Annotated in this window: 26 protein-coding genes; 5 read left to right on the top strand and 21 right to left on the bottom strand. The window is 65.7% G+C overall.

What is annotated here, in order from left to right; genetic code table 11:
• The 9 genes from D3H34_RS12035 to D3H34_RS11995 form a co-directional block, all read right to left on the bottom strand.
• Nucleotides 1-122, bottom strand: a 122-nt coding sequence (locus D3H34_RS12035) for a GTP-binding protein (protein ID WP_286185650.1), incomplete at its 3' end; no start/stop codon positions are given.
• 139 nt (nt 123-261) lie between these two features.
• Nucleotides 262-2364, bottom strand: coding sequence for an elongation factor G (gene fusA, locus D3H34_RS12030; protein WP_119553685.1), 2103 nt, complete (start codon nt 2362-2364; stop codon nt 262-264).
• A gap of 96 nt (nt 2365-2460) precedes the next feature.
• A complete protein-coding gene (gene rpsG, locus D3H34_RS12025) occupies nt 2461-2934 on the bottom strand; it encodes a 30S ribosomal protein S7 (RefSeq protein WP_007829591.1) in 474 nt (157 codons plus the stop codon).
• Between the two features lie 147 nt (nt 2935-3081).
• Nucleotides 3082-3459 (bottom strand): 30S ribosomal protein S12, encoded by a 378-nt coding sequence (gene rpsL, locus D3H34_RS12020; RefSeq protein ID WP_013543948.1) that lies wholly within the window; start codon nt 3457-3459, stop codon nt 3082-3084.
• A 202-nt stretch (nt 3460-3661) separates the two neighbouring features.
• Nucleotides 3662-4831 carry a D-alanyl-D-alanine carboxypeptidase family protein gene (locus D3H34_RS12015; RefSeq protein WP_119553684.1) on the bottom strand — a complete coding sequence of 390 codons (1170 nt, stop codon included), beginning with the start codon at nt 4829-4831 and terminating at the stop codon, nt 3662-3664.
• A gap of 40 nt (nt 4832-4871) precedes the next feature.
• Nucleotides 4872-5504 (bottom strand): alpha/beta hydrolase, encoded by a 633-nt coding sequence (locus D3H34_RS12010; protein WP_119553694.1) that lies wholly within the window; start codon nt 5502-5504, stop codon nt 4872-4874.
• A gap of 70 nt (nt 5505-5574) precedes the next feature.
• On the bottom strand, nt 5575-5928 hold the full coding sequence (locus D3H34_RS12005) for a (2Fe-2S) ferredoxin domain-containing protein (protein ID WP_119553683.1): 354 nt from the start codon (nt 5926-5928) through the stop codon (nt 5575-5577).
• A gap of 21 nt (nt 5929-5949) precedes the next feature.
• The gene (locus D3H34_RS12000) at nt 5950-7074 is read right to left on the bottom strand and encodes a VanZ family protein (RefSeq protein ID WP_119553682.1); all 1125 of its coding nucleotides are present in this window, start codon (nt 7072-7074) and stop codon (nt 5950-5952) included.
• A gap of 19 nt (nt 7075-7093) precedes the next feature.
• Nucleotides 7094-7522, bottom strand: coding sequence for a CopD family protein (locus tag D3H34_RS11995; protein WP_119553681.1), 429 nt, complete (start codon nt 7520-7522; stop codon nt 7094-7096).
• 336 nt (nt 7523-7858) lie between these two features.
• Between D3H34_RS11995 and hemB the strand changes: the two genes are divergently transcribed.
• Both hemB and D3H34_RS11985 read left to right on the top strand, forming a co-directional pair.
• On the top strand, nt 7859-8872 hold the full coding sequence (hemB, locus tag D3H34_RS11990) for a porphobilinogen synthase (RefSeq protein WP_286185644.1): 1014 nt from the start codon (nt 7859-7861) through the stop codon (nt 8870-8872).
• A gap of 75 nt (nt 8873-8947) precedes the next feature.
• A complete protein-coding gene (locus D3H34_RS11985) occupies nt 8948-10093 on the top strand; it encodes a magnesium transporter CorA family protein (RefSeq protein ID WP_119553679.1) in 1146 nt (381 codons plus the stop codon).
• A 98-nt stretch (nt 10094-10191) separates the two neighbouring features.
• On the opposite strand, the gene D3H34_RS11980 is transcribed toward D3H34_RS11985, so the two are convergent.
• Entirely contained in the window at nt 10192-10560 is a 369-nt protein-coding gene (locus D3H34_RS11980) for a DUF4148 domain-containing protein (RefSeq protein WP_119553678.1), read from the bottom strand.
• 285 nt (nt 10561-10845) lie between these two features.
• On the opposite strand from D3H34_RS11980, the gene D3H34_RS11975 reads away from it, so the two are divergent.
• Nucleotides 10846-11736, top strand: a complete 891-nt coding sequence (locus tag D3H34_RS11975) for a LysR family transcriptional regulator (RefSeq protein WP_119553677.1) — start codon at nt 10846-10848, stop codon at nt 11734-11736.
• A gap of 54 nt (nt 11737-11790) precedes the next feature.
• Here D3H34_RS11975 and D3H34_RS11970 read toward each other — a convergent pair whose 3' ends face one another.
• Nucleotides 11791-12474 carry a dienelactone hydrolase family protein gene (locus tag D3H34_RS11970; RefSeq protein ID WP_119553676.1) on the bottom strand — a complete coding sequence of 228 codons (684 nt, stop codon included), beginning with the start codon at nt 12472-12474 and terminating at the stop codon, nt 11791-11793.
• A gap of 58 nt (nt 12475-12532) precedes the next feature.
• Nucleotides 12533-13132: a 2-hydroxychromene-2-carboxylate isomerase gene (locus tag D3H34_RS11965; protein WP_119553675.1), complete on the bottom strand. Its 600-nt coding sequence runs from the start codon at nt 13130-13132 to the stop codon at nt 12533-12535.
• A gap of 142 nt (nt 13133-13274) precedes the next feature.
• On the opposite strand from D3H34_RS11965, the gene D3H34_RS11960 reads away from it, so the two are divergent.
• Both D3H34_RS11960 and D3H34_RS11955 read left to right on the top strand, forming a co-directional pair.
• Nucleotides 13275-14021, top strand: a complete 747-nt coding sequence (locus tag D3H34_RS11960; RefSeq protein ID WP_119553674.1) for an SDR family oxidoreductase — start codon at nt 13275-13277, stop codon at nt 14019-14021.
• 3 nt (nt 14022-14024) lie between these two features.
• Nucleotides 14025-14678, top strand: a complete 654-nt coding sequence (locus D3H34_RS11955; RefSeq protein WP_119553673.1) for a MarC family protein — start codon at nt 14025-14027, stop codon at nt 14676-14678.
• Nucleotides 14679-14694: 16 nt separating this feature from the next.
• Here the strand turns inward: D3H34_RS11955 and D3H34_RS11950 are convergent, their stop codons facing one another.
• The 9 genes from D3H34_RS11950 to lipP1 form a co-directional block, all read right to left on the bottom strand.
• Nucleotides 14695-15156, bottom strand: coding sequence for an EVE domain-containing protein (locus D3H34_RS11950; RefSeq protein ID WP_119553672.1), 462 nt, complete (start codon nt 15154-15156; stop codon nt 14695-14697).
• Nucleotides 15157-15217: 61 nt separating this feature from the next.
• The gene (locus tag D3H34_RS11945; protein ID WP_119553671.1) at nt 15218-16384 is read right to left on the bottom strand and encodes an ABC transporter substrate-binding protein; all 1167 of its coding nucleotides are present in this window, start codon (nt 16382-16384) and stop codon (nt 15218-15220) included.
• A 32-nt stretch (nt 16385-16416) separates the two neighbouring features.
• Nucleotides 16417-18273 (bottom strand): AMP-dependent synthetase/ligase, encoded by a 1857-nt coding sequence (locus D3H34_RS11940; RefSeq protein WP_119553670.1) that lies wholly within the window; start codon nt 18271-18273, stop codon nt 16417-16419.
• An 8-nt stretch (nt 18274-18281) separates the two neighbouring features.
• Nucleotides 18282-19055, bottom strand: coding sequence for an ABC transporter ATP-binding protein (locus tag D3H34_RS11935; RefSeq protein WP_119553669.1), 774 nt, complete (start codon nt 19053-19055; stop codon nt 18282-18284).
• Complete coding sequence (locus tag D3H34_RS11930) at nt 19052-19870, bottom strand: ABC transporter ATP-binding protein (RefSeq protein ID WP_119553668.1); 819 nt, start codon at nt 19868-19870, stop codon at nt 19052-19054. Before D3H34_RS11930 ends, D3H34_RS11935 begins: the two co-directional genes overlap by 4 nt.
• On the bottom strand, nt 19867-20943 hold the full coding sequence (locus D3H34_RS11925; RefSeq protein WP_119553667.1) for a branched-chain amino acid ABC transporter permease: 1077 nt from the start codon (nt 20941-20943) through the stop codon (nt 19867-19869). Before D3H34_RS11925 ends, D3H34_RS11930 begins: the two co-directional genes overlap by 4 nt.
• A 7-nt stretch (nt 20944-20950) precedes the next feature.
• Entirely contained in the window at nt 20951-21826 is an 876-nt protein-coding gene (locus tag D3H34_RS11920; protein WP_119553666.1) for a branched-chain amino acid ABC transporter permease, read from the bottom strand.
• A 21-nt stretch (nt 21827-21847) separates the two neighbouring features.
• Nucleotides 21848-22678: a helix-turn-helix domain-containing protein gene (locus D3H34_RS11915; protein ID WP_119553665.1), complete on the bottom strand. Its 831-nt coding sequence runs from the start codon at nt 22676-22678 to the stop codon at nt 21848-21850.
• Between the two features lie 113 nt (nt 22679-22791).
• The gene (lipP1, locus tag D3H34_RS11910; RefSeq protein WP_119553664.1) at nt 22792-23751 is read right to left on the bottom strand and encodes a LipP1 family hormone-sensitive lipase; all 960 of its coding nucleotides are present in this window, start codon (nt 23749-23751) and stop codon (nt 22792-22794) included.
• Nucleotides 23752-23892: the final 141 nt, after the last annotated feature.

Raw genomic sequence — 23892 nt, 5'->3', positions numbered from 1 at the left:
CCGAACTTGGACGACAGCACGGTGGCGATCGCCGCCGTCAGCGTGGTCTTGCCGTGGTCAACGTGACCGATCGTGCCCACGTTCACGTGCGGCTTGGTGCGGGTGAATTTACCTTTTGCCATTTTTCAATCCTTGAAAGAGCAGTCCCGTGTATTGGTTTTATGTCTGCATCCGATTGCTGGTTCGCCCCGCACGGGAACAGGACGGCACCGGATCGCAGACAAGAAGGGCCATGCACTGCATGGCCCAACGTTCTTGAAATTACTTTGCGCGAGCGGCCACGATGGCTTCAGCAACATTACGGGGAGCTTCAGCGTAGTGCTTGAACTCCATCGTGTACGTGGCGCGGCCTTGCGTTGCCGAGCGCAGCGTGGTCGAGTAGCCGAACATTTCCGACAGCGGGACTTCAGCCTTGATGAGCTTGCCGCCACCGATCATGTCGTCCATGCCCTGCACCATGCCGCGACGCGAGGACAGGTCGCCCATCACGGTACCGGCGTAGTCTTCGGGGGTCTCGACTTCCACGGCCATCATCGGCTCGAGGATCACCGGGCTGGCCTTGCGGGCACCTTCCTTGAAGCCGAAGATGGCGGCCATCTTGAACGCCATTTCGTTCGAGTCCACGTCGTGGTACGAACCGAAGTGCAGCGTGACCTTGACGTCGACGACGGGGTAGCCCGCCAGCACGCCCTGGGTCAGTGCTTCCACAACGCCCTTTTCCACCGCGGGGATGTACTCGCGCGGCACCACGCCGCCCTTGATGGCGTCGACGAACTCGAAGCCCTTGCCGGCTTCCTGCGGCTCGAGCTTCAGGATGACGTGACCATACTGGCCCTTACCACCCGACTGGCGCACGAACTTGCCTTCGGCTTCCTCGACGGTCTTGCGGATCGTTTCGCGGTAGGCCACTTGCGGCTTGCCGACGTTCGATTCCACGCCGAACTCGCGCTTCATGCGGTCCACGATGATTTCGAGGTGAAGCTCGCCCATGCCCGAGATGATGGTCTGGCCGGATTCTTCATCGGTACGCACGCGGAACGACGGGTCTTCCGAAGCCAGGCGCTGCAGGGCGATGCCCATCTTTTCCTGGTCGGCCTTGGTCTTCGGCTCGACAGCCTGCGAGATCACGGGCTCGGGGAATTCCATGCGCTCCAGCGTGATCATGGCGTTCGGGTCGCACAGGGTTTCACCCGTGGTGACGTCCTTCAGGCCCACGCAGGCGGCGATGTCGCCGGCACGGATTTCTTCGATTTCGAGACGCTCGTTGGCGTGCATCTGCACGATACGGCCGATACGCTCCTTCTTGCCCTTGACCGGGTTGTAGACGGTGTCGCCCTTGCTCAGAACGCCCGAGTACACACGCACGAAGGTCAGCTGGCCGACGTAGGGGTCGGTCATGAGCTTGAATGCCAGCGCCGAGAACTTCTCGCCGTCGTCGGCCTTGCGGCTGACTTCCTTCTCGTCCTCGTCGGTGCCTTGCACGTCCGGAATGTCCAGCGGCGAGGGCATCAGTTCGATCACGGCGTCGAGCATGCGCTGCACGCCCTTGTTCTTGAACGCGCTGCCGCACAGCATCGGCTGGATTTCACCGGCGATCGTGCGTGCGCGCAGGCCCGCGGTGATTTCCTCGGGCGTCAGGTCGCCTTCTTCGAGGTACTTGTTCATCAGCTCTTCCGAGCTTTCGGCCGCGCTCTCGACCATCTTCTCGCGCCATTCCTTGGCCGACTCCAGCAGCTCGGCGGGAATTTCGCGCGTTTCGAACTTCATGCCTTGCGAAGCTTCGTCCCAGAAGATCGCCTTCATCAGACGCAGGTCAACCACGCCCTGGAACTTGTCTTCGGCACCGATCGGGATCACGATCGGCACGGGGTTGGCCTTCAGGCGGTCGACCATCATCTGGCGGACGCGGAAGAAGTTGGCGCCGATGCGGTCCATCTTGTTGACGAACGCCAGACGCGGCACACGGTACTTGTTGGCCTGGCGCCAGACGGTTTCCGACTGGGGCTGCACGCCGCCGACCGAGTCGTACACCATCACGGCACCGTCCAGCACGCGCATCGAGCGCTCGACTTCAATGGTGAAGTCCACGTGGCCGGGGGTGTCGATGATGTTGATGCGGTGCTCGGGCATGGAGTGGTCCATGCCCTTCCAGAAGCAGGTCACGGCAGCGGAGGTGATCGTGATGCCACGCTCTTGCTCCTGCTCCATCCAGTCGGTCGTTGCCGCGCCATCGTGCACTTCGCCGAGCTTGTGGGTCACGCCCGTGTAGAACAGGATACGTTCGGTGGTGGTGGTCTTGCCGGCGTCGATGTGCGCGGAGATACCGATGTTGCGGTAGCGCTCGATGGGGGTCTTGCGGGACATGATGTACTTTCGGGTTGAAATGCGTTGAGCGCTGGGCGTCGAGCACGGGCATTTCGCCCGAAACTCGACCCCCAACGCTCAAGAGATGTGTGTTTTTTAGAAGCGGAAGTGGCTGAAGGCGCGGTTGGCTTCGGCCATGCGGTGCACTTCGTCGCGCTTCTTCATGGCGCCGCCACGGCCTTCCGTGGCTTCCATCAGCTCGTTGGCCAGACGCAGGGCCATCGACTTTTCGCCACGCTTGCGAGCGGCTTCCTTGATCCAGCGCATCGACAGGGCGAGGCGACGGACGGGACGGACTTCGACCGGCACCTGGTAGTTCGCACCACCGACGCGGCGCGACTTCACTTCGACCATCGGCTTCACGTTGTTGATGGCAACGGTGAACGCTTCGAGGGGGTCCTTGTCCGGGTTCTTCTTCTCGATGAAGTCGAGGGCACCGTAGATGATGCGCTCGGCAACAGCCTTCTTGCCGCCTTCCATGATCACGTTCATGAATTTGGACAGCTCGACATTGCCGTACTTGGGATCCGGCAGGATTTCACGTTTGGGGACTTCGCGACGACGTGGCATTTTTCTAACCTCTTTGCTTCAGTTGGCATCGTTTCCGATACCGCGAGAGCCAGTCAGGACTCTCACTTACTCGACCCGACATTGGGTCACTTCGTTCGACAAGCCCGCCAAGGCCATCGAACACCGTTTGTTCTTCGACAGGAAGGCTTAGGCCTTCTTGGGACGCTTCGCGCCGTACTTGGAACGCGACTGCTTGCGGTCTTTCACGCCTTGCAGGTCCAGCGAACCGCGCACGATGTGGTAACGCACACCGGGCAAGTCCTTGACACGACCGCCGCGAACCAGCACGACGCTGTGTTCCTGCAGGTTGTGGCCTTCGCCGCCGATGTAGGAAATGACTTCGAAGCCATTGGTCAGACGGACCTTGGCAACTTTACGAAGCGCCGAGTTGGGCTTCTTGGGCGTCGTGGTGTAGACGCGGGTGCAGACACCGCGACGTTGCGGCGAGTTCTGCATGGCAGGGCTCTTCGAATTGATCTTTTCGACCGTTCGACCCTGACGCACCAGTTGATTGATGGTTGGCATGAATGAATTAGTCCCAAAACGACCCGGCCTTGGCGCTGAAACCCTCCCTGTCGTGACGCAGGGAAGCCGGGAATAACGAAAACGTGAAACCCTTCGGAAAATTCCGAAAAGCCCACGAGTATAGCAGGCAGGCCTGAAATGGCAATGTCAGGCGCGCCAGGCGCCCGCCAACACCCGTTTCCAGGCCTCTTTTTCCTGCTTCTTACTTGATCCAGAGGCGCACGGCGTCCCACGCGCGGCCGAAGACGCCAGCCTGCTCGACCGGCTCCAGGGCCACCAGCGGCACGTCCGCCAGGGGCTGGTCGTCCAGCGTGACCTTGAGCGAGCCGACGGCCTGGTACTTGGTGAACGGCGCCACCAGCGGGTCGGGACGCGACACCTGTGTCTTGATCTTGCTGGCCGAGCCGGTCGGCACGGCGACCACGATGGCCTCGGGGCGGCCCAGCTTCAGCACGTTGGCCTTGCCCTTCCAGACGGCGGGCGTGGCGGCGGGCTGGCCGGCTTCGAACAGGCGCACGGCGTCGTAGGCCGTGTAGCCCCAGTTCAGCAGCTTCTGCGATTCGTTGGCGCGAACGGTCTCGCTGGTGGCGCCCAGCACGATCGACAGCAGGCGGCGGCCGCCGGTCAGGTTCGGGAAGTCACGCTTGGCGGTGGCGATCATGCAGTAGCCGGCGGCGTCGGTGTGGCCGGTTTTCAGGCCGTCGACGGTCGGGTCGCGGAACAGCAGCAGGTTGCGGTTGGTGTCGTTGGTCGACGGCGTGCCCGGATAACGGTACTTCTTGATGGCGTAGTACTTGGCCTCTTCGGGGAAGTCGCGCACCAGGCGCGTGGCCAGGATGCTCAGGTCGCGCGCCGTGGTCGTGTGGCCAGGCGCCGTGAGACCTTCGGGGTTCTTGTAGGTGGTGTTCTTCATGCCCAGCACCTTGGCCTGGGCGTTCATCATCTCGACGAAGTGCTCCACCGTGCCGCCCACACCTTCGGCCAGCGCCACCGTGGCGTCGTTGCCCGACTGCACGATCACACCCTTGATCAGGTCTTCCACCGGCACCTGCATCTTGGGGTCGATGAACATCCGCGAGCCGGGCATCTTCCAGGCACGGGTGCTCACCGGAAGGGTCTGCGTCAACGAGATCTTCTTGTTGCGCACCGCGTCGAACGCAACGTATGCGGTCATCAGCTTGGTGAGCGAGGCCGGCTCGACCGGGCTGTCGATGTCCTTCTGCGCCAGGATCTGGTTCGCGGTCACGTCGAGCAGCAGGTAGCTGCGCGCGGCGATTTCGGGCGGGGCCGGCATCTGGGCGGCGGCGATCACGCCAACCGAGGCAGCAGCGGTCAGCACCAGTGCGCGAAGCGCAGTGAAAAAACGATTCATGGAGAGTGTGGGAAGAGACGAAAACAAGCCTGCAAGGCTTTCATTCGGTGCCCGCGCGCAGATGGCGGGCGACCAGGCTTTTGAGCAGCGGCAATTGTCCGTGAAAGAAATGGCCGCCCCCCGGAATAACCGTGACAGGGAGTGACTGGGGACGCGCCCAGTCCATCACGGCGGCGAGAGGCACGGTGTCGTCGGCCTCGCCATGGACCACCAGCGCGCGTTCATGTGCTTCGGCCGGCAGCGTGGCCACCGAGAAGCGCGAGGCGGCCGTACCCACCAGCACCAGCTGCCGCACGTCGCGTGCGGCCCAGAGCTTCTCGGCCGCGCAACTGGCCACGAAGGCCCCGAAGGAAAAGCCGGCAATCGCCAGCGGGCCTTCGGGCGCGAGCTGGCCGACGACATGCAGCATGTCTTCGAGCTCGCCACGCCCTTCATCGTGGACGCCTTGACTGCCGCCGACGCCACGGAAGTTGAAGCGCACGGCGGTCCACCCGCAGGACACGAAGGCACGCGCCAGGGTCTGCACGACCTTGTTGTCCATCGTGCCGCCGAACAGCGGGTGCGGATGGGCGATCACCGCGATGCCACGCGCTTCGCCGGACGGCAGGTCGCGCTGCACCTCGATCACGCCCGCGGCGCCCTGGAGGCTGATTTTTTCGGTCTGGGAGTTCATGGCGCTGGGGTTGGCTGGGCCGGCGATGCCGGCAACGTGCACAGTACGAGCACAGGGGGCGCGGGAAAGTTCAGCGACCGACGTCGGGCGGCAACACCAGCCGCTCGACGACCTGCCCATTCTTCAGATGAGATTCGACGATCTCGTCGATGTCCTCGGCGTCCACGAAGGTGTACCAGACGGCCTCCGGATAGACCACCGCGACGGGCCCGCCCGCGCAGCGGTCGAGGCAGCCGGCCTTGTTGACGCGCACCTTGCCGGGCCCGGCGAGCCCCTGCTCCTTCACCTTGGCCTTGCAGCGGTCGAAGCCTTCCTGCGCGTTGTGCAAGGCACAGGAGTCCTCGCCGTTCTTGCGTTCGTTCAGGCAGAAGAAGATGTGGCGGCCGTAGTAGCCGGACGGCGTGGCGGGGGTGGTGCTGGGCATCGATCGATTTTATGAGCGCGCTCAGGGCGAGGACGAGGGCGATACGGGACGGCTGCGCCGCGACAGCGCGGCCACCACATAGACCAGCACCGCGAAGGGCCAGCACCAGCCCAACCACTGGGCGAGACCGTGGAAGCGGATGAAGCGTCCCTGCTCCCAGGTGGCCAGGGTCTGTGCAAAGTACGCACTCTCGGGCGCCTGGTTCAAGAGGCTCAGCTGGAGCACGAGCCCCATGAGCAGCAGCGCGCCACACAAGCGACGCGGCGCGAACAGCAGCAGCACGCCCGCGAACACCGCCGCGGCCAGCCCGACCTGCACCGGCAGGTCGAACCACGCCCATGCGTGCGCGGGGCCGTAGCTCATGGCCGCCGACAGGGCCGAGGCCGCGACGCCCGCCAGCAGGATCAACGGCAGCAACACCGCGCGCTGGACCACCGTGCGCGCCACCAGGTAGCCCAGCAGGCACGGCACCAGCGCTCCGAGCATCACGCACAGCAGTTCCACGGCGGGCACCAGCGGTTCCAGCTCGAACTGACGCACCGGCAGCCAATCGATGAAGGGCGTGTCGAGCAGCCACTCGGAAATCGTCGTCTCCAGCCGCTCGAACACCTGGCCCAGGCCGAAGGTGACCGCCGCGGGGAACAACAGGGCAAAGGGCCAGAGCGCGAGCAGCACGAACCCGCCCCGTGCGTCCTCGACGAACCATTGCGATCGTGCCCGGCTCCAGTGCGCGATCGCACCGAGCCGCTCCAGCGCCGCGGCCAGCACGGCACCGAGGATCGTGCCGGCGGTGTTCAGCCCCAGGTCGACATTGGAAGGAATGCGCGCCGGCAGGTAGCTTTGCAGCGTCTCCATGGCAAAGGCGATCGCCGCGCCCGCCACCGTGGCGCGCAGGAGCGCGCGCCAGACACCCGTGCTGCGTCCGCTGCGCAGCACGGTCAGTGCGCACAGGAAACCGAAGGGCACATAGCCCGCCACGTTCACCCCGAAGTCGAAACCCGTCCAGTACTTGGGCCAGGGCGCCGAGAGATAGGCCCACGGCGCGATCCCCTGGTCACGCCAGTCGGCGAAGGGATACAGGCTGGCATAGACGATCAGCGCCGCATAGGCCAGCGCCAGGGGGAGCGCGGCAGACTTGTGCGGCATGTCTACCGTCGACACGGGCTCAGAAGGGCTTCACCACCACCAGGATCACGATGCCCAGCAGCAGCAGCACGGGCAGTTCGTTGAACCAGCGGTACCAGCGGTCGCTGCGACGGTTGCCGCCCGTCGCGAAGCGGCGCAGCAGCACGCCGCAGCCGTGGTGATAGCCGATGGCCACCAGCACCAGGGCCAGCTTGGCGTGCATCCAGCCGTTGCCCGGACCGCGCCCGATGCCGTAACCCATCCACAACCAGATCCCGAACACCAGCGCCGGCACCGCCAGGAAGGTGGTGAATCGCAGCAGCTTGCGCGCCATCAGCAGCAGGCGTTCACGCTCTGCAACCGACTCCGGGGGCACCATGGCCAGATTGACGAAGATGCGCGGCAGGTAGAACAGTCCGGCAAACCAGCTGGCAATGAAAACAATGTGAAGAGATTTGACCCAGAGCATGGCGGCAGTTTAGTGGTGGCTGCACACTGAGCCTGTTTGGGGCCCTTTGCCGAGGTTTCGGGCAAAAAAAAGCCCGACGTCTTCACGTCGGGCTGGGAAGCCCTTTTGCTGTCACACATCAAGGCACCCGCTCAGGGAGGAAAAGCGGGGAGCGGCAAGCCGCCCGCTTCAGAATTTAACAAAGACGAAACAAGGTTTCAAGCGATTGGGACAGATTCTTTGACTTTTACAACAAAAATCTAGAACTTAAGTTCTACAAATTTCCGTAGTTGTCAGACAACTTGCTCCAGGCGGTGCTGGGCCGCGATTTCACGCTTCAGGCACAATTTTAGATATATGACGTCACCATTTTCCCCGCTCGCGATGTTCCCCGCCGGCCGGCCGCGACGGCTGCGCCGCGACGCCTTCACCCGCAACCTGGTGCGCGAGCATGCGCTGACGACCCACGACCTGATCTACCCGGTGTTCGTGCAGGAAGGCGAAAAGCGCCGCGACGCCGTGCCCTCGATGCCCGGCGTGGATCGCCTGAGCCTCGACCTGCTGCTGCCCGTGGCCGAGCAGTGCGTGCAGGCCGGCATCCCGGTGATGGCGCTGTTCCCGGTGATCGACGCCAGCCTCAAGACACCCGCAGGCGACGAGGCCTTCAATCCCGACGGGTTGATTCCCCGCGTGGTGGCTGCGCTCAAGGCGCGCTTCCCCGAACTGGGCGTGATGACCGACGTCGCGCTCGACCCCTACACCAGCCACGGCCAGGACGGCCTGCTCGACGACACCGGCTACATCCTCAACGACGCGACCGTCGAAGTGCTGGTGAAGCAGGCACTCACACAATCGCAAGCCGGCGTGGATATTGTGGCTCCCAGTGACATGATGGACGGCCGCATCGGCGCGATCCGCACCGCGCTCGAAGCCCGCGGCGACGTGCACACGCGCATCATGGCCTACAGCGCCAAGTACGCCAGCGCCTTCTACGGCCCGTTCCGCGACGCCGTCGGCTCGTCCGCCACGCTCGGCAAGAGCAACAAGAAGGTCTACCAGATGGACCCGGGCAACAGCGACGAAGCCCTGCGCGAGGTCGCCATCGATATCGCCGAAGGCGCCGACATGGTCATGGTGAAGCCCGGCATGCCCTACCTGGACATCGTGCGCCGCGTGAAGGACGAGTTCCACGTGCCGACCTTCGCCTATCAAGTCAGTGGCGAGTACGCCATGCTGAAGGCCGCCGCCCAGAACGGCTGGCTCGACCACGACGCCGTGGTGCTCGAAAGCCTGCTGGCCTTCAAGCGCGCCGGCGCCGACGGCGTGCTGACCTACTTCGCGCTTGACGCGGCCCGATTGCTACAAAAATAATAGCTATCGCGACACATCTGTCGCACCTCCACGGCGCTTCGGGCGTGGAAGAAGAATCACCGGGGACGAGTGTCCATGCGCATCTTCGAAATCAGCCGCTCGCAGGTCAGCGAGCACGCCTCGCTGGCGCCCCTGGCCGTGCCGGGGGCCTGCAGCGCCCACGGCTACCTCTGGATTTCTCTGACGCGCGACGAATTCCGCGCGGCGCAACCCGAGGTCCAGCAGATCCTGCAGACGCTCTGCCAGACCCAGTTGGTCGACCTGCACGTGGCCGACCTGCTCAACGACCAGCTGCCCTCGCACTACGACTACACCTCGCTGTACGACGTGCTGGTGTTCCGCCGCCTGGCCACGGGCAACGGTGCTGAAACGGGGAACAGCGGCGAGCCTGCACAGGCGCAACGCCCGCCCCGCGGCGGCCCGCCGGTGCTGCGCCGTATCGACACCCGCCCGGTCGGCTTCGCGGTGTTCGACCGCGTGCTGCTCTCCGTGCACCCCGAGGACGGCACCGTGCGCGATGCCTTCGCCGCCCGTCTGCTGGCGGCCGCCTCGCCCGACGATCGCGGCACGCCCGCGCTCGACGTTCGCGCCACCTCCGCCCGCCTGCCGGCCAGCCCGGCCGACCTGATGCTGCGCATCGTCAACCTGATCGTCGACGGCTACCTCGACATGCGGCGCGAGCTCACGAAGCAGCTCGACCACTGGCAAACCGAACTCATCGATCCGCGCAGCCGCTTCACCAACTGGAGCGCGCTGATGGAGGCGCGCCAGTCGCTGCACCGCCTGGACGAGATCTGCGAAGACCAGCGCGCCGCCATGCAGGACTGGATCGATTCGCTCGAAACCCTGCCTGCGCCGCAGGGCGAGGTGGCGCAGCGCGAGCGTGAACTGATCATGGTGCGCAGCCGCGACGTGCTGGAGCACATCCAGCGCGTGGTGCATCACGTGCACCGGCTCGAGCAGAACGCCGAGACCGCAGTGCAGATGCATTTCAGCGTGCAGGGCCACCGGGCCAACGACATCATGCGGGTGCTGACCGTGCTCACCGCCATCTTCCTGCCGCTCAACCTGATCGCGGGCATCTTCGGCATGAACTTCGAGTTCATCCCGCTGGTGCACAAGGCGGATGGCTTCTGGATCGCGATGACGGCCATGCTGGTCATCGCGGTGGTGCTGGTGGTGATCTTCTGGCGCAAGCGCTACCTCGCGCGCACACGCTGACGCCCCTCGCTCTCGAGTGCCCATGAAAAAAGCCACGCAGATGCGTGGCTTTTTCGTCAGCTCGGGCCGCCCCGGAAGGCGGCTGGCTTCGTGGCCAATTACTTGGCGACGGCGCCCGAACCTTGCTGGGCTTGAACGCGTGCGTCCATCGGGTTCACCATGGTCGAGATGACCTTGCTGTTGACGCGCGAACCCGAGGTCACGTTCTGGTCGGGAGCGTAGGCGGTGCGGATGGCTTCGGCTTCGACGATCGAGCGGTCCTTCGACACAGCCACGGTTTCCGCGCCGCGCGAACCGCGAACGACGTTCTGGTTCGGAGCTGCAGCGGTGCGCTGGGCTTCGGCGTTGACTTCGTCGCGGCTCTTCGACGAAACCACTTGGGTCACGCCTTGGTAGGCTTCAGCTTGAGCGCCGGTAGCGGCCAGGAGGGTCAGCGCGGCGGCGGCGAAAATGTGCGAGGTCTTCATGTCTGTTCCTTGTGTTCAGCTAGATGGGATTTCCACCAGGCTTGCACATTGGCTCGCCTGTGCGGCGAGTGTCAGCCGGAATTCCTTCGGGAAAACACCCAGTTCAGAGACACGGTGTTTCCTGTAGCGAAACAATCCATCAGCAAAGCCGTGCACACGAAAAACCGGTCGCGCGTCGCCTGACTGCTTCTGGCTTACACCAGAACCCCGCTCGGGCCCCATCCGGCAAAACCCCCGAGAATCGGCGCATCGCGTTCCCCCGCGAAAAACAACGGGCTCACTGACATGGACAGTCTCGATCTGATCAAAACCTTCCGGGAAGTCGCCTCGCACGGCAGCTTCTCCCAGGCCGCCAAGCGGCTCGACATGTCGAAGGCCACGGTCAGCAAGTACGTCGCCGAACTCGAAACCCGCTTCGGCGTGCGCCTGCTGAACCGCTCCACGCGCTCCGTGAGCCTCACCGACGCCGGGCAGTTGCTGCTCGAACGCAGCACGCCGATGCTCGAAATGGTGGAACTCACCCAGGCCGAACTGCAGGAGCGCGCCAGCCAGCCCGGCGGCCGGCTGCGCATCTCGGCTCCGCACGGCATGGGCAACGGCGAGTTTCCCGACCTGCTGGCCGACTTCATGCGCCACTACCCGGATGTGAGCATCAGCCTGCAGCTGACCAACCGCACCGTCGACCTCGCCGAGGAAGGCATCGACGTCGACATCCGCAGCGGCCCGGTCGAGGACGCCAACCTCATCGTGCGCAAGCTGCGGCTCATCCCCATGGTGGTGTGCGCCTCGCCGGTCTACTGGAAGAAGCACGGCAAGCCGACGCATCCGCAGGAACTCGCCAGCCACGACGCGCTGACCCATTCGCTGCTGGGCACGCAACCCGCCTGGCGCTTCGACGACAACGGCCAGCCGCTGGACGTGCAGGTCAAGAGCCGCATGGACTGCACCGAAGGCGCGCCGCTGATTCGGGTCGCGATGCGCGGCTTCGGCGTGATCTACCTGCCTTCGCTGCTCGTGCAGTCGCACATCGACAGCGGCGAGCTGGTGCCGGTGCTCGAGGGCTATGCGCGCAAGGACATCTGGCTGTCGGCCGCCTACCTGCAGCGGCGCCACAACAGCGCGGCGCTGCGCGTGCTGCTCGACTTCCTGCAGACCCGGGTCGGGGCCAAGAAATAGAAAAAAGAAAAGAAAAGCCCGGCACCGCCGGGCTTTTTCTTGAAACGCGTCGGGTCAGCCGACGTGCTTGGCAAAGAACGCCAGCACGCGTTCCCGCGCCGGCTTCGCCGCCTCGGCGTTGTACGAGCCGCGCTGGTCGCAGTTGAAGCCGTGGTCGGCTTCATACACATGCACTTCCACCTCGGGGTGCGCCTTCTTGAAGGCTTCGATGGTGTCCAGCGGAATCCAGTGGTCGCGGTTGCCGAACTGCGCGAGCACCGGCACCTTCGGCTGGCGTGCGCTTTCTTCCGGCGTCGTCATGCCGCCGCCGTAGTACGGCGCTGCGGCCGCCAGGCCCGGCAGCAGCGCGGCGGCGCGCCAGGTCAACAGGCCGCCCCAGCAATAGCCGACGATGCCGACCTTGCCCGCCTTCGAGGCGTAGGCGATCGCGGCTTCGAGGTCCTGCAGCACGCCGGGCGCGGGCAGCGCCTCGACCGCCGTCTTGTAGCCGAAGCCGGTCTTCATGTCGTCGTCGCTGTAGCCCAGCTCGACACCCGGCTTGACACGGTGAAAGGTCGACGGTGCGATGGCCAGGTAGCCGTCGGCCGCGTAGCCATCGGCCACCGAGCGGATGTGCGAGTTCACGCCGAAGATTTCCGGCACCACCACCACGGCGCCGCGCGGCGTGCCCGAGGGCTCGGCCACGTAGGCGGGAAAGGTGAAGCCATCCTTGGCGGTGAGATCGATGAATTGGCCCATGGGGTCCTCCTGAAAACGATGGAATGAAAAAAGAAAGCGTGTCTGCGGGCGCGAGTCGTTACGCCCGCAGCGCCCGCTCGACGAAATCGAGCCGGTCCTGGCCCCAGAAGATCTCGCCGTCGATCACGTAGCTCGGCGCGCCGAACACCTGGATGTCGATCGCTTCCTGCGTGTAAGCCTCGTAACGTTCCTGCACCGCCTGGCTTTGCGATTGCTCGGCGCGCTTGGCCAGCAGGCCGCATTCCGCGACCAGGGCTTCGAGCAGGTTCGGGTCGCCGATGTTCCGCTCTTGCACCCACACGGCCGCGAACACCGCCGCGCTGATGCGCATCGCGGCCTCCGTGCCGTCGTGCATGTCGACCGCGATGATGAGCCGCGCCGCATCGTCGCCGGCGACGGGGAAGAACTTCGGCTTCGGGTTCAGCGGCAGGCCCAGGTGCTTCGAAAACCGCGCCAGCTCCAGCAGCCGGTAGGCCTGGCGCTGCGGCGCGCGCTTGCCCAGCGGCAGCCCGCCCGACACGGGGAACACGCTGCCCATGTCGATGGGCCGCACGCGCACGGTGGCACCGGCGGCGGCCGCGAGGGCGGCAAAGCGGGTATGCCCCAGATAGGTCCACGGGCTCTGTGGCGCAAAGTAATAGTCGATCGTCTTGTGCATTCAATAACCTCCGTGCTTCGCACTGCGGTGCGAGCTTGCTTGGGGCGGCCCGGCGCGGTGCCACGCTCATGCGCGGCCCTCGATGATGTAATCCAAGCCGACGGTTTTAACTGACACACAGTTTCTCTGCAGGAGGTGGGATTTGGACCAGGTGCTCTTGATTACCGGCGGTGGGCGCGGCATCGGTGCCGCCACCGCCTTGCTCGCGGCAAAGCGCGGCTTCGCCGTGGCCGTGAACTACGCCAGCAACTCGCTGGCGGCCGACGAGGTGGTGCGCACCATCCGCGCGGGCGGCGGCACCGCCATGGCCGTGCAGGCCGACGTGGGCGACGAGGCCCAGGTGCTCGCGATGTTCGCGAAGGTCGACGCCAAGCTCGGCCGCCTCACCGCACTGGTCAACAACGCGGGCATCGTCGACATGCAGGCGCGCGTCGACGAGATGAGCGTGGCGCGCATGGAGCGCATGTTCCGCATCAACGTGATCGGCAGCTTCGTCTGCGCGCGCGAGGCGGTGAAGCGCATGAGCACGAAGTACGGCGGCGCGGGCGGTGCCATCGTCAACATCTCCAGCGGCGCCGCGCGCCTGGGCTCGCCGGGCCAATACGTCGACTACGCGGCCAGCAAGGCCGCCATCGACACGCTGACCATCGGCCTGGCCAAGGAAGTGGCCGAGGAAGGCATCCGTGTGAACGCGGTGCGCCCCGGCCTCATCGACACCGAGATCCATGCCTCGGGCGGCATGCCCGAGCGCGCCTTCGAACTCGCGCCCACCGTGCCCATGAAACGCACCGGCACACCGGAAGAAATCGCCGGCGCGATCCTGTGGCTGCTCTCGCCCGAGGCCAGCTACACCACCATGGCCCTGCTCGACGTGACCGGAGGACGCTGAGCGATGAGCACCTCGATGGACCTCATCAAGCCGCTGGTCACGCTGGTGGCCATCGTCAACCCGCTGGCCATCGTGCCCTTCTTCATCCATTACACGCAGGACTACTCCGACGCCCAGCGCAAGCGCACGGTGCGCATGTCGGCCTTCAGCGCCTTCGTGGTGATTGCCGTGAGCGCGCTCATCGGGCTGCAGCTGCTGTCCTTCTTCGGCATCTCGATCGCGAGCTTCCAGGTCGGCGGCGGTCTGCTGCTGCTCATGAGCTCGATCTCGATGCTCAACGCGCAGCCGGCCGAGAGCAAGACCAACGTCGATGAGCTGCGCGCGGTGGAGGTGAAGGCGTCGATGGGCGCCTCCATCGCGGTGGTGCCGCTCACCATCCCGCTGCTCACCGGCCCGGCTGCCATTTCCACGGTGGTGATCTACGCCGACAAGGCGCGTCACTTGTGGGAACTGGCCGTGCTCGTGGGTTACGGCGTGGTGGTGGCGCTGGCGACCGCGCTGGCCTTCTCGCTCGCGCAGCCGATCGCGCGGGTGCTCGGCAAGACCGGCATCAACATCATGACGCGGCTGATGGGCCTGATCCTCGCGGCGCTCGCGGTGGAAGTGATGGCCGACGGGCTCGGCAAGCTGTTCCCGATTCTGTCGAAGGTGGGCTGAGCAGCGGGCGCTGGCTTCAGCCCAGCATCTTCTCGATCACCTTCCAGTGCGCCGGCTCGACCGGCGTGATCGACAGCCGGTTGCCCTTGCGCAGGATGACCAGCTCGGCCAGCTCAGGCCTGGCCCGCAACTCAGGCAGCGGCAGCAGTCGCGTCTTGCGCACCGCCTGCACATCGACCAGCAGCCAGCGCGGATCTTCCGGCTTCGACTTGGCGTCGTAGTACGGCGACTTCGCGTCGAACTGCGTCGGGTCCGGCTTGATGCCCGAGGCCACGCGCGCGATGCCGGCAATGCCGGGCTCGGGGCAGCTCGAGTGATAGAACAACACGCCGTCGCCGACCTTCATGCCGTCGCGCATGAAGTTGCGCGCCTGGTAGTTGCGCACGCCGGTCCACGCCACGGTGGCGCCGGGCGCGGCGAGGGCATCGTCGATCGAGACCTCGTCGGGCTCGGATTTCATCAACCAGTACTGGGGCATGGCGACCTCGCGATAAGTTGTCGCGAAATATAGCCGCCTGCCCCGGCACCGAGGCGGACGATCAGGGAGTCACGTAGTCCGAAACCACCACCCACTTGCCGTCCTTGATCTGCGACAGCCGCGACTGGTCGTTGCCCAGGCGCTTGGTGGCGGTGTAGGTGCTCTTCGGGCTGCCGAACATGTCGGGCTCGAAGGTGATGCTGTCCATCGCCTTGATGAAGCTGTCGGTCGTGAGGTTCGGGCCGGCCTTGGTCGCGGCCTTGATGAACGAATCGATGATCACGTAGCCGTACACCGAGAACACGGTCGGGTCTTCGTTGAACTTGGTCTTGTACTTGTTGGCCCAGAAGCGCAGCGGCTGCGACTGCTCGTCGGTGTAGGGGTTCTGCACGGTCATGGTGGCGTAGATGCCGTCCATGGCCTTGCCGCCGAGCTTGTGGATCAGGTCGGTGTACGCAGCGCTCGAACCCAGGAAGGTCGGGTTGAAGCCCGTCTTGCGCGACTCGCCCACGGTGCCGATGGTCTCGCGGATGATGGTGCCGAGCACCACGAGGTCGCAGTTGGCGGCCTTCATCTTCGCGACCTGCGAGCTGAAGTCGGTGGCGCCGCGCTTGAACGAGGTCTTCTCGGTCAGCTCCATGCCCGCGGCCTTCAGGCCGGCCTCGGCGCCGCGCTGCACTTCGAGCCCGAACTCGTCGTCCTGGTAGATCGTGCAGACCTTCTTGGCGCCCTTGTCCTTGATCATCTTGGGCAGCGCCAGGCGGATCTGGTCGTAGTAGGTGGCCGCGAACGAATACTTCAGCCGGTTCAGCGGCTCGTACATCTCGCGCGCCGCCGTGATGGGCATGTAGTTGACGACGTTCTTGTCGAACTGCACCGGCATCGCCGCCATGTTCTGCGCCGTGCCGATGTGGCCGGCCATGATGAAGATCTTTTCCTGGTTGACCAGCTTCTGCGCCGCCAGCACCGCCTTCTTCGGGTCGTAGCCCGAGTCTTCGACGAAGAGCCTGAGCTTGCGCCCGTTGACGTTGCCCTGCTCGTTGAGTTCGTCCACGCGCAGCTGCATGCCGTTGCGCGCCTGCTTGCCGAAGCCCGCGAGCGGGCCGGACAGGTCCTGGATCGTGCCGATGCGGATCTCGTCCTTGCTCACGCCCTGCTGCTGCGCGGACGCGAGCGTCGCGATCAGGCCCAGCACGGCCAGCGTCGTCAATGTCTTGAGCTTCGTCATTGCGTTGTCTCCTCGGGTTGACAGAAAAGAGGTCAGCGGTACATGGCGTCGATACGCTCGGCGTATTTGGTCTGCACGAGCTTGCGCTTGAGCTTCATCGTCGGCGTGAGCTCCTCGTCCTCGGCACTCAGTTGCGTCTCGAGCAGGAAGAACTTCTTGATCTGCTCGACGCGCGCGAACTTGGCGTTGACGCGATCGACCTCGCCCTGGATCAGGTCCTGCACTTCCTGCGTGCGCGTCAGGCTCTCGTAGTTGCTGAACGGCACGTCGTGGTCCTGCGCGAATTTCTCGACGTTCTCCTGATCGATCATGACGATCACCGTGAGGTAGGGCCTCTTGTCGCCGATCACCACGGCATCGGTGATGTAGAGGCTGAACTTGAGCTCGTTCTCCAGCTCGCTCGGGGTCACGTTCTTGCCGCCTGCCGTGATGATGATGTCTTTCATCCGGTCGGTGATGCGGAAATACCCGTCCTCGTCCATCACACCCACGTCACCGGTGTGCAGCCAGCCGTCGGCGTCAATGGTCTCGGCGGTCTTCTCGGGCAGGTTGAGGTAGCCCATGAAGACATTGGGGCCGCGCACCAGGATCTCGCTGGTGGCCGGATCGATGCGCACCTCGTTGTAGCCTGTGGCCGGGCCGATGGAGCCCGGCTTGATACGCGTCACGGGCACCGCGGTGGACGCGCCGCACGACTCCGTCATGCCCCACACCTCGAGCATGGGCACGCCCAGCGCGAGGTACCACTTGACCAGCTCGGGCGAAATGGGCGCCGCGCCGGTCACGAGAAAACGCGCACGGTGGATGCCGATGAGCTTGCGCGCGTTGTCCAGCGCCAACAGCCGGGCGAGCCGGAACTTCAGGCGCAGACCCCCGCCGATCTCCTCGCCGGCCAGCACCTTGTCGGCGATGGCCTCGCCCACGCCGATGCTCCACTTGTAGGCCGCCTGCTGCAGCGGGCTGGCCTCCTTGAGCGCGATCATCACGCCCGAATAGAACTTCTCCCACACGCGCGGCACCGCCGTGAACACGGTGGGCGCGATCTCTCGCACGTTCTCGGGCACCGTCTCGGGGTTCTCTACGAAGTTGAGGATCGAGCCGGTGTACATCGCGAAGTACTCGCCGCCCATGCGCTCGGCGATGTGGCACAGCGGCAGGAAGCACATGCGCTCGTCCTTGTCGTCCTGCGCGATGAGCGTGTTGTATCCACGCGCGGTGTAGACGAGGCCGGCATGGCTGTGCATCGCGCCCTTGGGCTTGCCGGTGGTGCCCGAGGTGTAGACCAGGATCGCGAGATCCTCGGGCCGGCAGGCAGCGACGCTGCGCTCGACCGCCTGCGGGTCGCTGGCCAGGTGGGTGCGCCCGAGTTCGCGCAGCGCGTCCAGGCTCATCACTCCCGGGTCGTCGAGCTCGCGCAGGCCTTCCATGTCGAACACGACCACGCGGTGCAGGCCCGGCAGGGTCTCGCGGACTTCGAGCGCCTTGTCGAGCTGCTCGTCGTCTTCCACGAAGAGCACGGTGGTGCGCGAGTCTTCGCACAGGTACTGCACCTGCGACGCGGCGTCGGTCGGGTAGATGCCGTTGGACACACCGCCGCAGCTCAGCACCGCCAGGTCGGCCAGCACCCATTCGATGACGGTGTTGGAAAGGATGGACGCGCACTCGCCGCGCGTGAAGCCGATCGCCTGCAGGCCGGCCGCGATCTCGCGCACGGCGTCGGCGGTCTGGCGCCAGCTCCAGCTGCGCCAGATGCCCAGTTCCTTCTGCCGCATCCAGATGTTGTCGCCGCGCTGGCGCACGGCGTTCCAGAACATGGCGGACAGCGTGTCGCCCGGCACGAGGATGTCGTGGCCGGGTTCGATGGTTCGGAGATCCCAGAGTCCTTGCATGGCGACGGCTACCTCCAGGTCTTCTTCTTTTTCCAGCGCCGCTCGCCGCGCACGCCGTCGTCCTTGACACCGAGGTAGAACTCCTTGATGTCATCCTTTTCGCGCAGGCGTTCGCACGAGTCTTCCATGACGATGCGCCCGTTCTCGAGCACGTAGCCGTGGTCGGCGGCGTTGAGCGCCATGTTCGCGTTCTGCTCCACCAGCAGGATCGTGGTGCCGCGCTCGCGGTTGATGCGTACCACGATCTCGAAGATTTCCTTCGTGAGCTTGGGGCTCAGGCCCAGGCTGGGTTCGTCGAGCAGGATGAGATGCGGCGCCGCCATGATCGCGCGCGAGATGGCCAGCATCTGCTGCTGACCGCCCGAGAGCAGGCCGGCGTCCTGCGTGGCGCGCTCGCGCAGGATCGGGAAGTAGGTGAAGACGGTCTCGATGTCCCGCGCCACGCCGTCGCGGTCTTTCCGCGTGTAGGCGCCCATCAGCAGGTTGTCCTTCACCGACAGCAGCGGGAACACCTCGCGCCCCTCGGGCACGTGGCTCAGGCCCTGCTGCACGATGTGGGCCGGGTCCTTGGCCGTGATGTCCTGGCCCTGGAACTCGATGCTGCCCTTGCGCGGATCGATGATGCCGGAGATGGTCTTGAGGATCGTCGTCTTGCCCGCGCCGTTGGAGCCGAGCACCGTCGCGATCTCGCCCTTGCGGACCTTCAGGCTCACGCCGCGGATGGCCTTGATCGGGCCGTAGGCGCTTTCGACATTGAGCAGTTGAAGCACGACGTCGCTCATGCGGCCACCCTCCTCAAGCTGCTCACATCGTCCACCGTGCCAAGGTAGGCCTCGATCACCCGCGGATCGGCCTGCACCTCGCGCGGCGAGCCCGTGGCCAGCACCTCGCCCTGGTTCATCGCCAGCACGCGGTCCGACACCTTGGAAACCAGCGACATGTCGTGCTCGACCATGAGCACCGACACGCCCAGCTCATGCTGGATGTCCTGGATCCAGAACGCCATGTCCGCCGTCTCCTCGACGTTGAGACCCGAAGAAGGCTCATCGAGCAGCAGCAGCTTGGGCTCGGTGCACAGCGCGCGCGCCAGCTCCACCACCTTGCGAACGCCGTAGGGCAGGCCCGCCACCATCGAGTCGCGGTAGTGCTGCAGGTCGAGCAGGTCGATCACCTGCTCCGCCTTCTCGCGCGCCGCGATCTCGGCGCGGCGCGTGGCCGGCGTGAAGAACACCTCGCTCCAGAAGCCTGTCTGCCGGTGCGTGTGGCGACCGATCAGCAGGTTGTGCAGAACGGTCGCATGCTCGAACAGCTCGATGTTCTGGAAGGTGCGCGCAATGCCCAGCGCGGCAATCGCGTGCGGCGCCTGCTGCGTCAGCGCCAGCGGCCCGCCCGCTTCGCCATGCCAGGTGATCTCGCCGGTGGTCGGCGTGTAGATGCGGCTGATGAGGTTGAACACCGTCGTCTTGCCCGCGCCGTTCGGGCCGATCAGCGTGAACACCTCGCCGCGCCGCACGTCGAAGCTCACCTTGTTGACCGCGAGCACGCCGCCGAAGCGCACGCTCAGGTCTTTCGCCGACAGAAGAACGTCGCTGCTCATCTGAGTCGATCCGATTTGGTGAATGACTTCTGCCGCTTGAACAAACCCTTGCGGTAGAACGGGAAGAGTTGCAGCCAGGTGCGGATCTTCAGCCAGCGGCCGTACAGGCCCAGCGGCTCGAACAGCACGAAGGCGATCAGCACCAGCCCGTACACCAGCCCCTGCAGGCCCGGCGCCTGTCCGACGACGGCCGGCAGCCAGTCCTTGCCCATCGAGATCAGCTGCGGCATCGCGATCAGGAAGATCGCGCCCAGGAACGCGCCGTGCACCGAGCCCAGCCCGCCGATCACCACCATCAGCAGCAGGTCGATCGATTGCAGGATGTTGAACTGGTCCGGCGAAATGAAGCTCAGCTTGTGCGCATACAAGGCGCCGCCGAGCCCCGCGAGCGCGGCCGAGATCGCGAACGACATCGTCTTGTAGCGCGCCAGGTGGATGCCCATGCTCTGCGCCGAAATCTCCGAATCGCGGATCGCCACGAAGGCACGCCCGGTCGGCGAACGCAGCAGGTTCAGGATGCCCAGCGTGGCCACCACCGCGACCACCAGGCAGAGAAAGTAGAAGCCTTCGCCCGACCCCAGCGACCAGCCGAACAGCTGCGGCGACTTCACGTGCAGGCCCGCATTGCCGCCCGTCACGCTTTCCCAGCGCGCGAACACTTCCTCGACGATGAAGCCGAACGACAGCGTCGCAATGCCCAGGTAGATGCCCTTCACGCGCAACGCCGGCAGCGCCACCACCACGCCCACCGCAGCCGACAGCGCAGCCGACGCAAGCAGCGCGAGCGGAAACGGCACGCCCATGTTGGTCAGCACGCCCTGCGTGTAGGCGCCCGTTCCGAGGAAGGCCGCATGCCCGATGGAGAACTGCCCCGTGAAGCCCGCCAGCAGCATCAGCCCCAGGCCGACGATGCCGTAGATCAGCACGAAGGTCAGCTGCGCGAGCCAGTACTCGTCGATGATCCACGGCGCCACAAGCAGAAAGGCCACGAGCAGGCCGTACCAGAACACATGGCCGCCGTGCCGCGCGAGGCGGATGTCCTGGTCGTAGCTGGTTTTGAAGATGAAGCGCATGGGATGTTCAGACCTTCTTGCGCAGCTTTTCGCCGAAGAGGCCGTTCGGCTTGATCATGAGCATCAGCAGCACCACGATGTACGGTGCCGTGTCCTTGAAACCGTCGGGCAGATAGAAGCCCGCGAACGACTCGACGATGCCGATCACCAGCCCTCCGACGATCGCGCCCGGCAGGCTGCCGAAGCCGCCCACCACCGCCGCCGGAAAGGCCTTCAGGCCGATGAAACCCATGTTCGCGTGCACGAAGGTGATGGGCGCGAGCAGCATGCCGGCAATGGCGGCCACCGCGGCGGCGAGCCCCCACACCAACCCGTTGAGCCGCTTCACCGGAATGCCCATGTAATAGGCCGCGAGCTGGTTCTGCGACGAGGCCTGCATCGCGATGCCGAGCTTGCTGTAGCGGAACATCGCGAACAGCAGGCCGCACAGGATCGCGGTGGCCACGATGATCACGAACTGCTCCAGGTTCACCACCAGCTCGCCGAGCTTCCAGATCTGGTCCTTGTAGGGCACGGCCAGCGTGTGGGTGTCGGTGCCGATGCCCGGCACCATGGTGATGAGGCCGCGCGCCACGTAGGCAATGCCGATGGTCAGCATCACGATGGAGAACTGCGGCTGCCCGAGGATCGGTCGGATCACCACCAGCTCCAGCAGCACGCCGAAGGCCGCCATGGCCACCACGGCCAGGAGCGCCGCGAGCCAGAACGGCATGCCGAACAGCGACATGCCCGCGAAGGCCCCGAACGCGCCGAGCATCATCAGGTCGCCCTGCGCGAAGCTCACCGTTTCAGTGGCCTTGTAGATCAGCACGAAGCCGAGCGCGATCAGGCCGTAGATGCAGCCTTGTGCGATGCCCGACAGCAGGAGTTGGAGGATCTGCATGCGATGCCGTCCCGCCTGGCGCTACTGCCGGAACCCGCCGGCCGCGTCGTGCAGCGCGAGGCGGCGCGAGCCCGCCACGATGTCGCTGGGCTTGAGCCCGTAGACCTGGCGGATCGAATGGCTGAAGTGCGTGGAATCGGGGTAGCCCGTGTCCAGCGCGATGTCGGTCAACGTGCTGGTCTGCTGCACATGGCGCAGCAGGCTGCGCGCGCGCTTCCACGCACGGAAGGCACGGAAGGCCATGCCGGTCTCCTGCTTGAACAGATGCAGGAAGCGCGAGAACGACAGGTGCACCGAGGCCGCGCAGTCTTCCGCCGAGGCGGGCGTGGCCGGGTCGGCCACGAGCATGTCGACCACCTTGCGGATGCGCGCATCGAGCGGGCGCGGCGCGAGCGGGCCGTCGAAGAACAGCGCGTCGAAATCGAATCCCTCAAAGTCGATGCCGCGGGCCGAGGCCGCCAGCAGGTGGGCGTGGGTGTCGCGCATGCGTTGCACGAAGGCCGGCGCATCGACCGGACCGCAGTGCTGCATGAAGGCCGGCATGCGAGCGGGATCGACCGACTCCGATTCGATCAGCAGGTTGAAGATCAGCGGGCACGCGCTCTCGACCTGGTGCGGCACATGCGGCGGCACCACGATGAACTCACCGCTCTGCCAGGCCCCACCGCCGATGCGGATGCGGTTGGGCGGCGCGCCGGTGGGCGACACGTACACGCCGTGCCCGCCCATCGCGCGCTCGGCCGTGGCGCCGAGCAGCCCGGCGTAGAAGACGCGCTGCGGCGTGAGCCACATGAGGCGTTCGCCCTGCCGTGCATCGCCGCCCGAAGGCGTCGACGTCCTGGTTCGCTGCATGGTGTCTGTCTCCTGCATCGGTGGCCGACGTCCGACCGGGGGGTGGCGTCGTGTTCGCTGGATCGTAGCGGCGGGGGCCGTGCGCGCGGCAGCCATTTGCGCGGGGACTTTCCCTAGGCCTGGGGCTGTGCCTGTGTGAACGCGCGGCGCAGTTCCGCCGCACACAACGCGACCGCGGTGTGGGCTTCGTCGAGCACCTTGCCCATGGTGATGAAGCCATGGATCTGGCGCTCGAAGCACACGTAGTTCGCGCGGTTGCCGGCGGCCGTGAGCGCCTCGGCATAGGCCGCGCCCTCGTCGCGCAGCGGGTCGTAGCCGGCGGTGAGCACCAGCGCGGGCGGCAGGCCCGCGAGGTCGGTGTGCAGCAGCGGCGAGGCGCGCCAGTCGAGGTCGTGCTTCGTGTCGGTGATGTAGTGGTCGTGGAAGTAGGTCATCGTGTCGCGCGTGAGCAGGTAGCCCTGCCCGTTCGTCTGGTGCGACGGATGGCCGCGGCGCATGTCGGTGGCCGGGTAGATCAGCAGCTGGAACACGACCGGCAAATCACCCGCGTCGCGCGCAGCGATCGACACCACGGCCGCGAGGTTGCCGCCGGCGCTGTCGCCGCCCACCGCGAGACGGCTGGCATCGAGCCCCAGTGCGGCGGCTTCGCGGCGCACCCAGCGCGTGGCGGCAAGCACGTCGTCGACGGCGGTGGGAAAGCGGTGCTCGGGGCCCATGCGGTAGTCGACCGCCACCACCGCGCAGCCCGCGCCGTTGGCCAGCTCGCGGCACAGCACGTCGTGCGTGTCGAGGTCGCCGATGACCCAGCCGCCGCCGTGGTAGTACACGAGCACGGGCAGCGGGCCTGCACTGGCAGCAGCGCCGAGTGGCTTGTACAGCCGCACCGGAATGGTGCCGTGCGGTCCGTCGGCCTGCAGGTCGCGCACGTCGGCCACCTCGGCGGGCAGCGGCTGCGTCGCGGCGCGGCGCTCCCGGTAGAAGGCCCGCGCGTCGGCGGGCGACAGGGTGTGGGTCGGCGGAATGCCGCGCGCTTCAATGAAATCCAGCAAGGCGCGCGCCTGGGGATGCAGCATGGTGTCTCCGGTGAATCGAACGGAGCGCTCAGTGTGGAGGGCGGGGTGCCTGCGTGGTATCCGCATGCACCCGCACCCGACCGGCGTCCTGGCGAGACCTGCACGATGCCCGGGCCCACCACGGCCCGCTTGCGAAAACTG

This window comes from Acidovorax cavernicola (assembly GCF_003581445.1).
The sequence above is the reverse complement of the archived record's forward strand: the minus strand, read 5'-3'. Positions and strand labels throughout refer to the sequence as shown.

Bases quoted from the DNA above. Each gene is read 5' to 3' on its own strand.
- D3H34_RS12005 (WP_119553683.1), bottom strand. From the start codon at position 5,928: ATGCCCAGCACCACCCCCGCCACGCCGTCCGGCTACTACGGCCGCCAC.
- fusA (WP_119553685.1), bottom strand. From the start codon at position 2,364: ATGTCCCGCAAGACCCCCATCGAGCGCTACCGCAACATCGGTATCTCC.
- D3H34_RS11920 (WP_119553666.1), bottom strand. From the start codon at position 21,826: ATGCAGATCCTCCAACTCCTGCTGTCGGGCATCGCACAAGGCTGCATC.
- D3H34_RS12010 (WP_119553694.1), bottom strand. From the start codon at position 5,504: ATGAACTCCCAGACCGAAAAAATCAGCCTCCAGGGCGCCGCGGGCGTG.
- D3H34_RS11970 (WP_119553676.1), bottom strand. From the start codon at position 12,474: ATGGGCCAATTCATCGATCTCACCGCCAAGGATGGCTTCACCTTTCCC.
- hemB (WP_286185644.1), top strand. From the start codon at position 7,859: ATGACGTCACCATTTTCCCCGCTCGCGATGTTCCCCGCCGGCCGGCCG.
- D3H34_RS11935 (WP_119553669.1), bottom strand. From the start codon at position 19,055: ATGAGCGACGTCGTGCTTCAACTGCTCAATGTCGAAAGCGCCTACGGC.
- rpsL (WP_013543948.1), bottom strand. From the start codon at position 3,459: ATGCCAACCATCAATCAACTGGTGCGTCAGGGTCGAACGGTCGAAAAG.
- D3H34_RS11975 (WP_119553677.1), top strand. From the start codon at position 10,846: ATGGACAGTCTCGATCTGATCAAAACCTTCCGGGAAGTCGCCTCGCAC.
- D3H34_RS11930 (WP_119553668.1), bottom strand. From the start codon at position 19,870: ATGAGCAGCGACGTTCTTCTGTCGGCGAAAGACCTGAGCGTGCGCTTC.
- D3H34_RS11965 (WP_119553675.1), bottom strand. From the start codon at position 13,132: ATGCACAAGACGATCGACTATTACTTTGCGCCACAGAGCCCGTGGACC.
- D3H34_RS11950 (WP_119553672.1), bottom strand. From the start codon at position 15,156: ATGCCCCAGTACTGGTTGATGAAATCCGAGCCCGACGAGGTCTCGATC.
- D3H34_RS11955 (WP_119553673.1), top strand. From the start codon at position 14,025: ATGAGCACCTCGATGGACCTCATCAAGCCGCTGGTCACGCTGGTGGCC.
- D3H34_RS11945 (WP_119553671.1), bottom strand. From the start codon at position 16,384: ATGACGAAGCTCAAGACATTGACGACGCTGGCCGTGCTGGGCCTGATC.
- D3H34_RS11940 (WP_119553670.1), bottom strand. From the start codon at position 18,273: ATGCAAGGACTCTGGGATCTCCGAACCATCGAACCCGGCCACGACATC.
- D3H34_RS11985 (WP_119553679.1), top strand. From the start codon at position 8,948: ATGCGCATCTTCGAAATCAGCCGCTCGCAGGTCAGCGAGCACGCCTCG.
- lipP1 (WP_119553664.1), bottom strand. From the start codon at position 23,751: ATGCTGCATCCCCAGGCGCGCGCCTTGCTGGATTTCATTGAAGCGCGC.
- D3H34_RS11925 (WP_119553667.1), bottom strand. From the start codon at position 20,943: ATGCGCTTCATCTTCAAAACCAGCTACGACCAGGACATCCGCCTCGCG.
- D3H34_RS11995 (WP_119553681.1), bottom strand. From the start codon at position 7,522: ATGCTCTGGGTCAAATCTCTTCACATTGTTTTCATTGCCAGCTGGTTT.
- D3H34_RS11915 (WP_119553665.1), bottom strand. From the start codon at position 22,678: ATGCAGCGAACCAGGACGTCGACGCCTTCGGGCGGCGATGCACGGCAG.
- D3H34_RS12015 (WP_119553684.1), bottom strand. From the start codon at position 4,831: ATGAATCGTTTTTTCACTGCGCTTCGCGCACTGGTGCTGACCGCTGCT.
- D3H34_RS12000 (WP_119553682.1), bottom strand. From the start codon at position 7,074: ATGCCGCACAAGTCTGCCGCGCTCCCCCTGGCGCTGGCCTATGCGGCG.
- rpsG (WP_007829591.1), bottom strand. From the start codon at position 2,934: ATGCCACGTCGTCGCGAAGTCCCCAAACGTGAAATCCTGCCGGATCCC.
- D3H34_RS11980 (WP_119553678.1), bottom strand. From the start codon at position 10,560: ATGAAGACCTCGCACATTTTCGCCGCCGCCGCGCTGACCCTCCTGGCC.